Origin of the sequence: Dickeya sp. NCPPB 3274, assembly GCF_000406205.1 — a bacterium.
GTDB lineage: Bacteria > Pseudomonadota > Gammaproteobacteria > Enterobacterales > Enterobacteriaceae > Dickeya > Dickeya fangzhongdai.
On the sequence record NZ_CM001979.1, the window covers coordinates 3,867,922 to 3,880,672 of the forward strand.

Genomic DNA, 12,751 nt, shown 5'->3' on the forward strand with positions numbered 1-12,751 from the left:
GGTCAACCCTGCCGGACTTCCAACATGGGTTCAAGTTTTTTCGCATCCGACATTTCAGGGCGCGAGCCGTGTCACACCAATGCGCATCATATTGATAAGCAACGCTACTGATTCACCGTCGCATCTTCATCAAAGTAGCGTAAAACACGTTCGAAATCATGACGACGCTGACGCTGTTTATCCTGATACATCGCCTTGTCGGCCAGTTCGATCAGCATTTCCGGCGTCATCGACGGCAACGCCTGCGCTACGCCGATGCTGAGCGACATCACGACTTCCTGCCCGTCCGGCAGAATAACCGGCTCAAGCATGACCTGCCGGATCGCCTCCGCCCGTTGCTGCGCATCCTGCATGTCGTGTACCCCCACCAGAATCAACGCGAACTCGTCGCCCGCCAACCGGGCCGGTAAATCCTGGTTGCACGCGCAGTGCGTCAGCCGGTTTGCTACCGCCAGCAGCACCTGATCGCCCGCGCCATGCCCATAGGTATCATTAATTTTCTTGAAACGGTAGCCATCCATAAACAGCAGTGCGGTGTTGGTTTGGTATTGCGGATCCTGCAGAACGCCGGCAAGCGCGCTGAGAAAAGCGGTGCGATTCGCCAGCCCGGTCAGCGGGTCGCGCAGCGAATGTCTGAGCAGCGAATCGTTCTCATGCTGCATCTGGCGCTGCCAGCACTCAACCTCATCCAGCAAGCTGTTCAGGTCGCGTCCAAACCCATCCAGCTCAGCGAGTTTGACCGTCGGCACCCGGCGGGAAAAATGGCGGTTTTCGCGGATATCATGCACCACTTCGGCAATATGATGCAGCGACAGGATCAAGCCGCGGTGCAAGCGGCGGGAAATCACGATGGCGAGCAGCGACGCCAGCAACATGCATAAGGTCAACGACCCCAGCGAGAAGAACACGAAATTTCTGGCGGGCGTGTCCACACCGCTGATCTCCAGATATCCGATCCGCTGACCGCGGTGGATGATGGGCTGTATCACGCTGCCGGGAAACAGCCACTGTGACGTCAGATGACTGAGCCAATCCGGCGTCGCCGCGTCCCCCGCGCTCCATTGCGCCAGCGGCTTGCCTTTAGCATCCGTCAGCAGCGCGCTGCTGAACTGCCCCTGCAGCCCCAAACTACTCAGCGTTTCGTTTGCCGCCGTCACATCGCGAAACACCACCGCCGCTTCGACGTTGCGACTCAGGGTATAACTCAGCAGTTGCAGGTTTTTCTCAGCATATTGCTTGAAGCAGAACATGGAGGCGACGGTAATCAACAGCCATGAAAACACCATAGCGATCACCACCCCCAGCGTATTGATGCGGGTCAGCGCCTGCCTGAAGGTCTTCTGCCGATAAGCGATCGCCATCGGTTTAGTTCCGGACCCGGGCCAGCATTAACGCATCCGGATTCACCCTGACCCCGGTACGCGACAGCGCCTCCATGTTGATGGAGAACCCGACGGTCTTCCCGGCAAACACCAGGCAAAACGCGCTGCCTTCATGGCAGTCGGGCGACTGCTCGGCAATGGTCATCAGCGGATGGCCGACGGCGTAACCGGCGATATCCACCTGCTCAGAGACCGTTTCTTCACCGAAGTACACCGCGTCACAATCAGACGCAAACAGCTCCTGAGTATCTTTGACGGTCACCGTGTTAAAGAGCCGCTTTTCCTGCGAATCCGCCGGCATGGTCAACCCCGACAAAAAATGCGCGGAAGAGAACACGCACAGCGTGGGAAGCCGGGTCAGGCGCGGCCAGTGGGAGTAACTGATGATACCGGATACCGTGCGGCGCACATCGACATCCGAAACCTGCGTCAGGTCATCATGCGGCGCCTGCGCCCTTAACGAAGGGCAAATAAGCATGGATGCCAGCACCATCACGGCAAATAACGTCGCTTTTCCTACCATGTCAGTTCTGGTCGTCCGTTGAAACGAAATTGCCATACAGTAGCTGACACCGCGACGGCGAACCAGACGCCACAGCATAATTTTTTCACATGATGCGAGGGCTACCGCAACTGGCGGCGCAACCAGTCGGTCATCTGTTGCAGCGCCAGATGAAACGACTGATACACCGGCGAAAAATTCAGCGACAGCAATTTGCCCTGCTGCGACGAATTGACGATCAGCATCGACTCCTCTTTAGGGCTGATCAGGTCGTCTTTCCAGTAGCCGGAGAACATCGGCGTTGGGCAGCGTCGCCCCAGCAATCCCTGCGTTTTCAGGGAATAGCGCCCCACTTCCACCAGCAACGCGGCATCCGAGGAATAGGTCATGCCGAGGCGACTCGCCAGTACATCCATAAACATGTCCGGCACCTGCTGCTGACGCCGGGCGTCCGAGAGCAGATGATGGACGATCGGCCCCAGACAGGCGGCCGCCCGCAACCGGTTGGCCTCCAGATAAGCCAGCCGCACCGCGATATTGGCGCCGAAACGGAAACCGAAAGCGCCGACGCGGGTGTGATCAACCCACGGCACATCCGGCAAAGCCCGCAACACCTGCTGATGCAGAAAACTGGAATCCTGATCCAGTTTCCAGCGCGAAGAAAATCCCACCGACGGCATATCCACCGTCAGCATCGCGAACCCCGCCGGGGCCAGATAGTCCTGAAACAAGCGATGATAATCGCATTGCAGCGTATCCAGGCTGCCGCACATCAATACGGTCGGGAACGGCGCCTGCCCCTGAGCCGGCAGATGCAGAAACGCCGTCACCTGCCCCCCGCCTTCCACCGGCAGAGTCAGAATTTTCAGTTCGTAAGACAAGTGACCGGCGGCTTCTTCATAAGCGCGATTGGCCAGTGTTTGGGCCTGTTCCGCCAGTTCGTCGCCTTTGAGATGAGGATAGGCGGCGATACTGTACAGGTTAGCGGCGTTCAGCCAGCACTGCCCGGCCTGCTCGCCTTGCGGATACTGCCCAGCCTGCTGTTGCCAGCGCATGCCTTGCGACACCCATTCGTATATCCAGTTGCCGCCCCGGTAGCCAATGACCGTATCCAGTAATTGATCGTCGCTGCGTTCCGCCTCGCTGGCGGCAATCCGCGCCAATACTTCTTCAATCTCCCACGGATGCACGCCACGCCAAATCCATAACAACCGGTTGATCATCCGATACCAGTTGCGGGTGTTTTCCCCCTCCAGCGCCGACTGCATGGCAGCTACGCCGGCCGCATTGCGCGAGCGCTGGATCAGCGTAGAAGTTTCCTGATGTTTTACCGACGGTTTAAACAACGTTTCGGACAGGTTGGCCTTAATCACAGCAGCCTCCGTGGTCGAATCAAAACAAGAAAGATAATGGCATGTGGGAAAAGTGTACCGAACCGCGGCAGTGAAAAACAAATACGGCGCGCAATCCCGCTCACAGAAACAAACACGCCCGGCATAACCGGGCGCGTCAACAGCGATGTGGCGGGATTAGCGGCCGACCAAAGGCGGCACGAACACCACGCCCATGTCCCACGGCTGTTCAATCCACGTATCCTGCGGGATATCCACTTCGTAGTCATCTACCAGCGGTTTGCCGGCCGGTTTGGCGAAGATGGTGATAAAGTGGGCTTTCGGATACATGTCGCGGATAGCTTTGGCGGTGCCGCCGGTATCCACCAGGTCATCGATCACGATGTAGCCTTCACCATCGCCTTCAGCCCGTTTCAGCACTTTCAGCTCGCGCTGGTTGTCATGATCGTAGCTGGAGATGCATACGGTATCCACATTGCGAATACCCAGCTCGCGAGCCAGCAGGGCCCCCGGCACCAGACCACCACGGCTCACGGCAATAATGCCTTTCCACTGTTCGGCTGGCAGCAAACGCTGAGCCAGTTTACGGGCATGGATTTGCAACATATCCCAGGTGACGATGTACTTTTCACTCATAAAACATATCCCAGCCAACGGTGCAGTCGGCTTAATCAGAGTCGGAAGGGGAAAATAAGGTTGCGCGAGATTATAGATAGCTGATCGGACAAAAACCAGTATTTATACAATATGTGCGCCATACGTTGATCAAATGGTAACGCTACGTAATCAATGAAGTCGCCATAATGTAAAAAAGTTATTAGATTCGATGTTACCAATACGTTACAAGCAGATTGAATGACCCACAGCCAGGAGAACACTCATGACTATTTTCGACAGCTTCCTCCTTGCACAACTGGACGTGTTCATCCCCGTATCCGGCCTCGCGTTGATGATACTGTTTTGTTTTGAGCTGAGCATCAGCTTGCGTCTGTTAATGCGGCGACAGCCCGCCATGATCCCCGTCGAGATTCGCCGGGACGACCAGCCCTCCAGCGCACGCCGTCGCAACGGCTACGATTAAGGCCGAATCATGGGAAGAGAGCGCTTTCTCTTCCCCCGCCTCCCTCAGCCAGCCCCGTGACACTCGTTCATCGTTTATCTTCTCTTGCTATTCATAATCCTTATGCCGCGGACATTCTCCCCGATCGCGGGAAAGTGTTATTCTGTAGTAGGCTGTGTCCCGTAATTATGTGCGACAGCTGCTGGAGGTCATTTCACTGCGAGACCAGGCGCGAGCTGTAAGATTTGGTGAATCCAAATAAGCGACGAGTAACGCAGAATCGCAGTGAAATGCCCCCAGCCCTTCGGGGTGCGCCCCACCCTGCCACTTTCTGTATTGTCGGACTCGCACATAGACCCACTATCGTTCGTCGTTTCTCTTCTCCTTGCTATTGGCATAGTGGTTCTGCCGCAGCGACATTCTCCTCGATCGCGGGAAAGTGTTATTCTGCCTAACGAGCCTGCGTTTTCAGGCGATCAATAACGGTTTTTCGGCATCGCACGCCATCCGTCGCGTGGATGCTTAACTGGAGAGGTTAAATAGTGTCTGCCTTGTCTCAACTCTCCCCACAGCCGCTGTGGGACATTTTTGCCAAAATCTGTTCTATTCCGCACCCGTCTTATCATGAAGAAGCGCTGGCCGCTTACATTCTGTCCTGGGCGCAGGAGCGCGGCCTTCATACGGAGCGCGATCAGGTGGGCAATATTCTGCTGCGCAAACCGGCGACGCCCGGCATGGAAAACCGCAAACCGGTGGTGATTCAGGCGCATCTGGACATGGTGCCGCAAAAAAACAACGACACAGTACACGACTTCACCACAGACCCAATCCAACCTTATATCGATGGCGAATGGATCAAGGCCCGCGGTACTACGCTGGGCGCTGACAACGGCATCGGCATGGCCTCGGCGCTGGCAGTGCTGTCTGACGACAGCGTGGAGCACGGGCCGCTGGAAGTGCTGCTGACCATGACGGAAGAAGCCGGTATGGACGGCGCGTTCGGCTTGCAGCCCAACTGGCTGCAGGGCGACATCCTGATCAATACCGATTCCGAAGAGGAAGGCGAAATTTACATGGGTTGCGCCGGCGGTATTGATTTTCTGACCCGTCTGCCGCTGCAACGCGAGGCTGTTCCGGCTGGTTATCAGACGCTGAAACTGGTCATCAAAGGGCTGAAAGGCGGCCACTCCGGTTGCGACATCCACCTGGGGCTGGGCAACGTCAACAAACTGCTGGCTCGTTTTCTGGCCCAGCACGCCGCAGAACTGGGCCTGCGGGTCATCGACCTGCACGGCGGCACGCTGCGCAACGCCATTCCGCGTGAAGGCGCCGTCACTCTGGCGGTATCAGCCGACAAAGCGGACGCGCTGAACGCCGCGGCGCAAGCCTATCTGGCCGTGTTGAAGCACGAACTCGCAGCGGTGGAAAAGAACATCACCCTGCTGCTGGAAGCGACAGACAGCACGGCGGCAGCGCTGACCACCGCCAGCCGTGATCGTTTCATCGCCCTGCTGAACAGCACGCCGAACGGCGTGATCCGCATGAGCGACGACGTGAAAGGCGTGGTGGAAACCTCGCTGAACGTTGGCGTGGTCGGCATGACCGACACGCAGGCGGAAATTCACTGCCTGATTCGTTCGCTGGTCGACAGCGGTAAAGACTACGTGGTGAGCGTGCTCACTTCACTGGGTCAACTGGCGGGCGCCGACACCCGGGCCAAGGGTGGCTACCCTGGCTGGCAGCCGGATGCCCAGTCGCCGGTGATGCATCTGGTGCGTGAAACCTACCAGAAGCTGTTCGACAAAACGCCTAACATCATGGTGATCCACGCCGGGCTGGAGTGTGGTCTGTTCAAGAAACCGTATCCGGACATGGATATGGTTTCCATTGGGCCGACCATCACCGGTCCGCACTCGCCGGATGAACAGGTTCACATCGCCAGCGTCGGCCAGTACTGGAAACTGCTGACCGCACTGCTGAAAGCCATTCCGGAACGCGCGTAACCCGCGCCGGTGATGCCCGCGCCGTCGGGCATCACCGCCAAATGCCGATGCCCTCGCCGCAGGGCGTCAATCCCACTGGAATACCAGTTGCCGTTCAAGTTGCGGGTCGATCAACGAGACATGCAACCCTACCAGCCGCACGCCCCGCGCTTCACGCCGCTGTTCCCAACTCTCCCGCGCCAACCTTAACAAATCCGGTTTATTCAGCACCGGCCACACATGTTCCTGCGTCGTCTGGCGAAAATCGTCGAATTTCAGCTTTACGCCTTGTCGGGCAATAAGCAGGTCCGGGCGCACACGCCGCAGGCGTAGTTCCAGTTCGTCATACAATCGCTCAATCAACGCTTCGCAGGCGGTCCAGTCGTGAATATCCCGCGCCAGCGTTTTCTCCACGCCAACCGACTTACGCAAGCGATCCGGCGACACCTGACGCTCATCAATACCGTGACAACGCTCCCACAGTATCCGACCGAATTTACCGAATTCCCGCAACAGTTCGGTCAGCGCATAGCGGCGGACATCGGCGCAGGTGAGCAGCCCGCACTCCGCCAGTCGCTTGGCGGTCACTTTGCCGACGCCGGGAATTTTTTCCAGCGGCAGCGCCAGCAGGAATGTCTCCATTTGCGCCGGTGAAATCACATACTGCCCGTTGGGTTTGTTCTGTTCGGAGGCGACTTTGGCGAGAAACTTGATTGGCGCGACGCCGGCCGAAGCGGTCAGGTGCAGTTCGTCGAAAATCGTCTGGCGGATTTCCTGCGCCATCAGGGTGGCGGAACCGCCGCAGTGTAGGCTGTCGGTCACATCGAGATAAGCCTCATCCAGCGAAAGCGGCTCAATCAGCGAGGTGTAACGGGAAAAGATCTCCCGAATCTGGTAGGAGGCGGCTTTGTAAACCTCCATTCGACCGGGCAACAGCGTCAGATGAGGGCAAAGCCGCAGTGCGGTGGCGGTCGCCATAGCGCTGCGTACGCCATAACGTCGAGCCGGATAGTTGGCGGTGCAGATCACGCCGCGCCGATCGGCGCTACCGCCAATCGCCAGCGGAATATCACGCAGGCGCGGATTATCCCGCATCTCTATCGCGGCGTAAAAGCAATCCATATCGACATGAATGATTTTGCGCATCGCCCCTCCAAATTACTGTATAAATATACAGATTAATTTTACAACAGGCAACACCTTCGCTTACAAGGTTCCACTGCATCAACTGGGCGGCGGGCGCTATTGGCCGGAATAGTCCGATTTTTTATTCTTTTTTCCTTCCTGAATAAAACGGATACGGTGATAATGTGGTTGTGCGACTTGACATCAGGCTATCCCCCGCTATGGGGCATAGCCTAATGGCAGGACAAAGCCTGACAGATAAGGGAATACGGGGCGGCACCGCCACACACACCGTATCAGATATACCCAAAATCATTCGCGTTGCCGGACAACACGCCCGCGTGTTGAACAACGCACCGGCGACGTGAAGTATGACGGGTATAAAATAGCAGCTCCAATAATCAGGATTAACAATGCACAAAGTCGCGCTTTCGCTTGCGATGTTGTTTATTTTGCCTTCCGTCGCCATCAGCAACAGTTACGCCAATCAGGTGTCGCCGGCGGCGACAGAAATGAAACAGCAGGTGGCAGGATCACCGGTTTATATTCAGATCTTCAAGGAAGAACGGGTACTGGAGCTTTACACCAGAACAGGCGACGAGTACAAGCTGGTGCAGAGTTACCCGATCTGTAAATATTCCGGCGGCCTCGGCCCCAAAATGACCGAGGGCGATTTTAAAAGTCCGGAAGGGTTTTATCAGGTTGATCTGAAGCAACTGAAACCCGACAGCCATTATTATCGCGCCATCAACGTCGGCTTCCCGAACGAGTACGATCGCGCGCACGGCTATTCCGGCCGTTACCTGATGATCCACGGCGAGTGCGTGTCTATCGGTTGCTATGCCATGACCAACAAATATATCGAAGAGATTTACACTTACGTGGAAAAAGCGCTGCGCAACGGGCAGCAGAAAGTAGAGCTGGCGATTTACCCGTTCCGCATGAACGAGCAGAACATGAAGCGCCACAGCCGCTCCACCTACTACAAATTCTGGAGTCAGCTGCAGCCGGGTTACGCCTACTTCAACCGGACCCACCAGCCGCCGGCGGTATCGGTGCTCAACGGGCAGTACGTGGTTAACCAGTCCGCGCCCGTCGGTCAGCCTGAGTCAAATTACACGCTCGCCAAAACAAAATAACACGAACTCGCCTGGCGCAATCGGGTGCCAGGTTTCGTTGCCGGTCAACGGCTGAGTCGCCAGCACCGTGACCACATCGTTGGGTGTGGTCTGCTGCTGGAAGTCGATTTCCACATCATCATCCAGCAAGGTCGCCTTGCCAAACGGCGCCCGTCGGGTAATCCAGTGCAGCTTGGTCGAACTGAACCCCATCACGAACTGCCCATCCGACAGCAGCATATTGAACACGCCCTTTTTACGCAGTTGATCCGCCAGCGTGGCGATGTAACGGAATACCGCCGGCCAGTTGGACGGCGTGCGCGGATAGCGCAGCGACAGCTGATACAGCAGCCAGCAAAAGGCGTATTCGCTGTCGGTTTCTCCGACCGGACGAAAATGGCCGGTTTTCAGACGGCGATACCCTTTGAGCTGACCGTTATGGGCAAAGGTCCAGTTGCGGCCCCACAACTCGCGGGTAAACGGGTGAGTATTTTCCAGCGCCACCGCGCCGCGGTTGGCCTGACGGATGTGAGACACCACCGCGCAGGACTTGATGGGATAGTTCTGCACCAGTTCGGCAATCGGCGAGTTGAAGCTGGGCAGCGGGTCCTTGAAGGTACGGCAGCCGTTTCCTTCGTAGAAGGTAATTCCCCAACCATCGCGGTGCGGCCCGGTACGGCCGCCCCGCTGCATCAGGCCGGTAAAACTGAAACAGATATCCGTTGGGACGTTGGCGCTCATCCCAAGCAGTTCACACATGTCCGATTCCTTTAATTAACGGCGTCTGATCCCTTTAGCTGTTGCGTGCGATGACCGGCGATCAGTTGCCGGCCATTTCTTTTTCGATCAATTGAATCAGAATGTGGATCGCCTTGATGTGCACTTCCTGAATGCGGTCGGCGTAACCAAAGTGCGGCACGCGAATTTCCACATCCGCGGTGCCCGCCATCTTGCCGCCGTCTTTACCGGTCAGCGTAATCACTTTCATACGCTTGGCGCGCGCGGCGCTGATCGCTTTGATGATGTTGCCGGAATTGCCGGAGGTGGAGATGCCGAGCAGTACGTCCCCTTCGCGCCCCAGCGATTCCACATAGCGGGAGAACACGAAGTCATAGCCGAAATCGTTGCTGACGCAGGACAGGTGGCTCGGGTCGGAAATGGCGATAGCCGGATAACCGGGGCGGTTTTCGCGATAACGGCCGGTCAGTTCTTCCGCGAAATGCATGGCATCACAGTGAGAGCCGCCGTTGCCGCAGGAGATCACCTTTCCACCCGCCTTAAAGGCATCCGCCAGCAAAACGGCCGCATCCTGAATCGCCTGAATATTGGCATCATCACTTAAAAATGTGTTCAGCGTGGACGCCGCCTCTTTCAGCTCATTACGGATTAAGTCCTGGTACATGGAATCCTCTCATTCAATGACATCATGATATTTAGGCTGTGTCCCTTGATGATGCACGGGCCGCGGCAGGCGGTGTTGTCAGGCTACGCCGGCGATACCGGCATGAAGGGACATAGCCTGTGTTGCCGTGCAGTGTAGCGGATCGCCCAAACCACGAGAAGCAGACAATTGCCAAACGGCGGCATCGCGCATCAGCGGTGTCGTTCGGGTGTGACTTTGTGAGTCAAGTTGTAATTACGTTGTAAAAGAATTGATAAAAACATTTCACTGAACTAAAACCACATTATACCAACAGGTCAGACCACCAAGCGTGAACTGATTATACGGACTGGAGAATAAAACCATGGTTGCAGTCAGTGTCCTGATCGTTTTGATGCTTATCGGCGCCCTGTTCTACCACCGGCTGTCGCTGTGGCTGAGCAGTGCGTTGATTGTACTTTGGGTCGTCGCTATGGCGGCGCTGAATTTGTGGTCGGCCTGGCTGCTGATTCCGCTGGGCTTGTTGTTATTGCCGTTGCTGGCGACGCCACTGCGGCAACGGTTTCTCTCCGCACCGGCGTTGACGGCGTTCCGGCGCGTGATGCCGCCCATGTCCAAAACGGAAAAAGAAGCCATTGACGCCGGCACCACCTGGTGGGAAGGCGAGCTGTTTCGCGGCGCGCCCGACTGGCATACCCTGCACGCCTATCCCCGCCCGGCGCTGACGCCGGAAGAACAGGCATTTCTCGACGGGCCGGTGGAAGAGGCCTGCCGTCTGGCGAATGACTTTGAAATCACCCACGAACGCGCCGACCTGCCGCCGGTGCTATGGGATTTCCTGAAGCAGCATCGTTTCTTCGCTCTGATCATCAAAAAAGAGTACGGCGGACTGGAGTTCTCCGCTTACGCACAGGCGATGGTGCTGCAAAAACTGGCCGGCGTTTCCAGCATTCTGGCGATCACCGTCGGCGTGCCCAACTCGCTCGGCCCCGGTGAGTTGCTGCAACACTACGGCACCGACGAACAAAAGGATCACTACCTGCCGCGGCTGGCGCGCGGCGACGAAATTCCCTGTTTCGCGCTGACCAGCCCGGAAGCCGGGTCCGACGCCAGCGCCATCCCTGATTTGGGGGTGGTGTGCTACGGCCAGTGGCAAGGCCAGCAGGTGCTGGGGATGCGGCTGACCTGGAACAAACGCTACATTACGCTGGCTCCCGTCGCCACCGTGTTGGGTCTGGCGTTCCGTTTGTACGACCCGGACCATCTGCTGGGCGACCGGGACGATATCGGCATCACCTGCGCGCTGATCCCCACCCGTACCGAAGGCGTGAAAATCGGCCGCCGTCACTTTCCGATTAATATCCCGTTCCAGAACGGCCCGACGCAGGGCGAAAACATTTTTGTTCCGCTGGACTACATCATCGGCGGGCCGCAGATGGCGGGTCAGGGCTGGCGTATGCTGATGGAATGTCTGTCGGTCGGTCGCGGCATCACCCTGCCGTCCAACGCCACCGGCGGCCTGAAAAGCGTGGCGCTGGCGACCGGCGCTTACGCCCACATCCGCCGCCAGTTCAAACTGCCGATCGGCAAAATGGAAGGCATTGAAGAGCCGCTGGCCCGCATGGCCGGCAACGCTTACGTGATGGACGCCGCCGCTACGCTTATCACCAGCGGCATCATGCAGGGCGCACGGCCGTCGGTGCTGTCCGCCATCGTTAAGTATCACTGCACCCATCGCGGTCAGCGCGGCATCATCGACGCGATGGACATCACCGGCGGCAAAGGCATCTGCCTTGGTCCGTCCAACTTTGTCGCCCGCCACTATCAGGGCGCGCCGATCGCCATCACCGTCGAAGGCGCCAATATTCTGACCCGTAGCATGATCATCTTCGGGCAAGGCGCCATCCGCTGCCATCCGTACGTGCTGAAAGAGATGAGCGCGGCGCAGGACAACGACCTGAAAGCCTTCGACCAGGCGCTATTCGGCCACCTGGGACATATCGGCGGCAATACGATACGCAGCCTGTGGCTGGGTTTGACCAATGGGCGCACCAGCCGCGCGCCGGTCAGCGACGCCACCCGCCGTTACTATCAGCGCCTGAACCGGCTAAGCGCCAATCTGGCGCTGCTGGCGGATGTGTCGATGGGCGTGCTGGGCGGTAGCCTGAAGCGCCGCGAGCGCCTTTCCGCCCGACTGGGCGACGTCCTGAGTCAGCTGTATCTGGCGTCCGCCACGCTGAAACGCTACGACGAGGAGGGCCGCCAGCAGGCCGATTTGCCGCTGGTGCACTGGGGCGTGCAGGATTGCCTGCATCAGGCGGAACAAGCGATGACCGAGCTACTGCGTAACTTCCCCAACCGGCTGGTAGCCGGGCTGCTGCGGGCGGTCATCTTCCCGCTGGGCCGCACCAATCCGGCCCCCACCGACCAACTGGACCATCAACTGGCGCGGCTGTTGCAGGCGCCGTCGGCGACCCGTAGCCGACTGGGGCGCGGACTGTACCTGAAAGCAGGAGCTCATCACCCGGCCGCGCAGCTGGAGCAATCGTTGCAAGATATTCTGGCTGCCGAGCCGATCCATCAACGGCTGTCGCAATCAGCGGGTTACCCGTTGCCTTTCATGCAACTGGATAAACTGGCGGAACATGGGCTGGCGGAAGGAGTGATCACGCCGGAAGAAGCCGGCATACTGATGCAGGCGGAAGCCAGTCGGCTGCGTTCCATCAACGTTGACGACTTCGCACCGGACGCACTGAGCGCGCACAAGGAGGCGGCGGCAGAGCGACGACTGCCTGCCGATACGGCCGCCTGAAACAATAATGGCGCCTTTCCTGTCTGAACAGGGGCGC

At 57.9% G+C, this 12,751-nt stretch carries 11 protein-coding genes; 4 read left to right on the plus strand and 7 right to left on the minus strand.

The features are described from left to right. Nucleotides 1-104: 104 nt before the first annotated feature. From DXX3274_RS17310 to gpt, 4 genes are all read right to left on the minus strand, one after another. A complete protein-coding gene (locus DXX3274_RS17310) occupies nucleotides 105-1,361 on the minus strand; it encodes a diguanylate cyclase domain-containing protein (RefSeq protein ID WP_042860825.1) in 1,257 nt (418 codons plus the stop codon). Nucleotides 1,362-1,365: 4 nt separating this feature from the next. Further along, nucleotides 1,366-1,905: a YfiR family protein gene (locus tag DXX3274_RS17315; protein ID WP_193747044.1), complete on the minus strand. Its 540-nt coding sequence runs from the start codon at nucleotides 1,903-1,905 to the stop codon at nucleotides 1,366-1,368. 101 nt (nucleotides 1,906-2,006) lie between these two features. Then, on the minus strand, nucleotides 2,007-3,257 hold the full coding sequence (frsA, locus tag DXX3274_RS17320; protein ID WP_042860827.1) for an esterase FrsA: 1,251 nt from the start codon (nucleotides 3,255-3,257) through the stop codon (nucleotides 2,007-2,009). 156 nt (nucleotides 3,258-3,413) lie between these two features. Continuing rightward, nucleotides 3,414-3,872 carry a xanthine phosphoribosyltransferase gene (gene gpt, locus DXX3274_RS17325; protein WP_013319164.1) on the minus strand — a complete coding sequence of 153 codons (459 nt, stop codon included), beginning with the start codon at nucleotides 3,870-3,872 and terminating at the stop codon, nucleotides 3,414-3,416. Between the two features lie 244 nt (nucleotides 3,873-4,116). Between gpt and DXX3274_RS17330 the strand changes: the two genes are divergently transcribed. Together DXX3274_RS17330 and pepD are read left to right on the plus strand one after the other, a co-directional pair. Then, entirely contained in the window at nucleotides 4,117-4,317 is a 201-nt protein-coding gene (locus tag DXX3274_RS17330; protein WP_042860828.1) for a hypothetical protein, read from the plus strand. Nucleotides 4,318-4,838: 521 nt separating this feature from the next. Continuing rightward, nucleotides 4,839-6,299 (plus strand): beta-Ala-His dipeptidase, encoded by a 1,461-nt coding sequence (gene pepD, locus DXX3274_RS17335; RefSeq protein ID WP_042860829.1) that lies wholly within the window; start codon nucleotides 4,839-4,841, stop codon nucleotides 6,297-6,299. A 66-nt stretch (nucleotides 6,300-6,365) separates the two neighbouring features. Here pepD and dinB read toward each other — a convergent pair whose 3' ends face one another. Further along, nucleotides 6,366-7,424 (minus strand): DNA polymerase IV, encoded by a 1,059-nt coding sequence (gene dinB, locus DXX3274_RS17340; RefSeq protein WP_042860830.1) that lies wholly within the window; start codon nucleotides 7,422-7,424, stop codon nucleotides 6,366-6,368. 392 nt (nucleotides 7,425-7,816) lie between these two features. On the opposite strand from dinB, the gene dpaA reads away from it, so the two are divergent. After that, on the plus strand, nucleotides 7,817-8,542 hold the full coding sequence (gene dpaA / locus DXX3274_RS17345; RefSeq protein ID WP_042860831.1) for a peptidoglycan meso-diaminopimelic acid protein amidase: 726 nt from the start codon (nucleotides 7,817-7,819) through the stop codon (nucleotides 8,540-8,542). Here dpaA and DXX3274_RS17350 read toward each other — a convergent pair. Together DXX3274_RS17350 and lpcA are read right to left on the minus strand one after the other, a co-directional pair. Next, nucleotides 8,513-9,280 (minus strand): class II glutamine amidotransferase, encoded by a 768-nt coding sequence (locus DXX3274_RS17350; RefSeq protein WP_038666330.1) that lies wholly within the window; start codon nucleotides 9,278-9,280, stop codon nucleotides 8,513-8,515. The two genes, dpaA and DXX3274_RS17350, sit on opposite strands and share 30 nt — an antisense overlap. A 61-nt stretch (nucleotides 9,281-9,341) precedes the next feature. Next, entirely contained in the window at nucleotides 9,342-9,923 is a 582-nt protein-coding gene (lpcA, locus tag DXX3274_RS17355) for a D-sedoheptulose 7-phosphate isomerase (protein WP_022634611.1), read from the minus strand. Nucleotides 9,924-10,266: 343 nt separating this feature from the next. Between lpcA and fadE the strand changes: the two genes are divergently transcribed. Then, a complete protein-coding gene (gene fadE, locus DXX3274_RS17360; RefSeq protein ID WP_042860832.1) occupies nucleotides 10,267-12,714 on the plus strand; it encodes an acyl-CoA dehydrogenase FadE in 2,448 nt (815 codons plus the stop codon). Nucleotides 12,715-12,751 lie beyond the last annotated feature (37 nt).

What these genes read in the sequence shown, in the direction of transcription:
- DXX3274_RS17310 (WP_042860825.1), bottom strand. Translation starts at nt 1,361, where the DNA reads ATGGCGATCGCTTATCGGCAGAAGACCTTCAGGCAGGCGCTGACCCGC.
- DXX3274_RS17315 (WP_193747044.1), bottom strand. Translation starts at nt 1,905, where the DNA reads ATGGTAGGAAAAGCGACGTTATTTGCCGTGATGGTGCTGGCATCCATG.
- gpt (WP_013319164.1), bottom strand. Translation starts at nt 3,872, where the DNA reads ATGAGTGAAAAGTACATCGTCACCTGGGATATGTTGCAAATCCATGCC.
- DXX3274_RS17330 (WP_042860828.1), top strand. Translation starts at nt 4,117, where the DNA reads ATGACTATTTTCGACAGCTTCCTCCTTGCACAACTGGACGTGTTCATC.
- dinB (WP_042860830.1), bottom strand. Translation starts at nt 7,424, where the DNA reads ATGCGCAAAATCATTCATGTCGATATGGATTGCTTTTACGCCGCGATA.
- dpaA (WP_042860831.1), top strand. Translation starts at nt 7,817, where the DNA reads ATGCACAAAGTCGCGCTTTCGCTTGCGATGTTGTTTATTTTGCCTTCC.
- DXX3274_RS17350 (WP_038666330.1), bottom strand. Translation starts at nt 9,280, where the DNA reads ATGTGTGAACTGCTTGGGATGAGCGCCAACGTCCCAACGGATATCTGT.
- lpcA (WP_022634611.1), bottom strand. Translation starts at nt 9,923, where the DNA reads ATGTACCAGGACTTAATCCGTAATGAGCTGAAAGAGGCGGCGTCCACG.
- fadE (WP_042860832.1), top strand. Translation starts at nt 10,267, where the DNA reads ATGGTTGCAGTCAGTGTCCTGATCGTTTTGATGCTTATCGGCGCCCTG.